Source organism: Microbacterium sp. Bi128 (genome assembly GCF_918698205.1).
The window spans coordinates 1-1725 of record NZ_CAKKMM010001099.1; the positions used below are offsets into that span (position 1 = coordinate 1).

A 1725-nucleotide genomic window follows, 5' to 3' on the forward strand; every position below is an offset into this window, starting at 1 on the left:
ACCTGGCCGGTCTGGGTCAGCGGAACCTGGTCGGCCAGGCGCGCGATGCCGAAGTCGGTGACCTTGACGCGGCCGTCGGGGGTGATGAGCAGGTTCCCCGGCTTGATGTCGCGGTGCACGAGGCCCTGGGCGTGGGCGACTGCCAGGGCCCGCGCCGTCTGGGCGATCATCGAAAGGGTGCGGTCCGGGGAAAGCACCTGTTCGTGCTCGATGATGCTGCTCAGCGGCTGGCCCGGAACCAGTTCCATGACCAGGTAGGCGGAACCCTCTTCCTCGCCGTAATCGAAGACGTTGGCGATGCCCACGTGGTTCAGCAGGGCGGTATGGCGTGCCTCGGCGCGGAAGCGCTGCAGGAAACCGGGGTCGCCCGTGTATTCCTCCTTGAGCACCTTGATGGCGACGATGCGGCCAAGGATCAGGTCTTTGGCTTTCCAGACTTCTCCCATGCCGCCGATCGCAATGCGCGTGGTCAGCTGGAATCTGCCGCCGAGGGTGATTCCCGAAGTAGGCCTCACTTATTCAACACCGCCTCAAAAATCTTCTTCGCGTTCGGACTGGTTAGGTTTGCGCCAGTGGTGATGTCTACGCCTTCCATGACGATGGTGACGGCCACTTGCGGGTCATTTGCCGGGGCAAACCCGGTAAACCAAGAATTGTTCAGGCCGTTGCCGAGTTCCGCGGTACCGGTCTTGCCGGCCACCTGGACGCCGGGCACGGCCGCACGGTGTGCGATGCCGTCGTCGACAACGCTGACCATCCACTCGTTGATCTGCCGTGCGATCTCCGGAGTCGTGGCGGTGCGCAGGGCCTGGGGTTTCGGTTCGTTGATCGTCCGCAGGTCGGGGGCGCGTACGGCCTTGATCAGGTTCGGCTGCATCTGCACTCCGTCGTTGGCGATCGCCGCCGTCATGGTGTTGATCTGCAGCGGCGTGGCGCGGACGTCGCGCTGGCCGATCGAGGACTGCGCCAGCCCGGCGTCGTCCAGCGGTTCGGTCGGGAAGAAGCTTGGGGCGCTGTCCAGCTTGAGCTGGTCGCCGAAGTCCTGGCCGAAGCCGAATTTCTCCGCCTCGTCCGCGATGGCTTTCTGCTTCAGGTCCAGGGCGATGCTGGCGAACGGTGTGTTGCAGGACTGCTGCAGGGCAAACGCGAACGACGCCGTCGTGCGTGTGTAGCAGTTGCCGCCCGCGTAGTTGGGCAGCTTGTAGTCGATGCCGGGGAAGGACATCTCGGCCGGGTTGGGCAGGTCGCTGTCCTTGTTGTACTTGCCCGATTTCAGCGCCGCAGAGGTGTCGATGAGCTTGAACACCGATCCCGGTGCCAGCAGCTCGCCCGTGGGTCCAGAGACGTTCTGGTTCAGGTTGATCCCGGGGACCTGGTTCAGCTCGGTGTAGTTGGCCTGTTCGGCGGCAGCGTCCTGGGTGGCAATCAGGTTGGGGTCATAGGACGGTTTGGACACCATGGCCAGGACCGCGCCGGTCTTCGGGTTGGTGACCACGATGTGCCCGCGAATGCCGTCCGGGATGAGGTCGTACGCCAGCTTCTGGAGCTTGGGGTCCAGGGTAAGCTCCACGGACGCGCCCTTGGGCTGGTTGCCGAGGAACAACTGGCCCACCCGGTCCAGGAACTGCTGGTCCGAGCTGCCGGCCAGGACATCGTTCATGGACTTCTCGAGTCCGGTGAGGCCGTAGTTCTTGGAGAAGTAGCCGGTGACGCCCGCGTAGAGTT

Annotated in this window: 2 protein-coding genes; both read right to left on the reverse strand. The window is 64.2% G+C overall.

The genetic code is table 11. From position 1 onward, the window contains the following. Positions 1–515: protein kinase (locus tag LQV45_RS30145; protein WP_230010876.1), on the reverse strand; the 515-nt coding region annotated here is incomplete at its 3' end. Then, a partial coding sequence (locus tag LQV45_RS30150) for a penicillin-binding protein 2 (RefSeq protein WP_230010879.1) occupies positions 512–1725 on the reverse strand: 1214 nt, incomplete at its 5' end. The genes LQV45_RS30150 and LQV45_RS30145, both read right to left, overlap by 4 nt.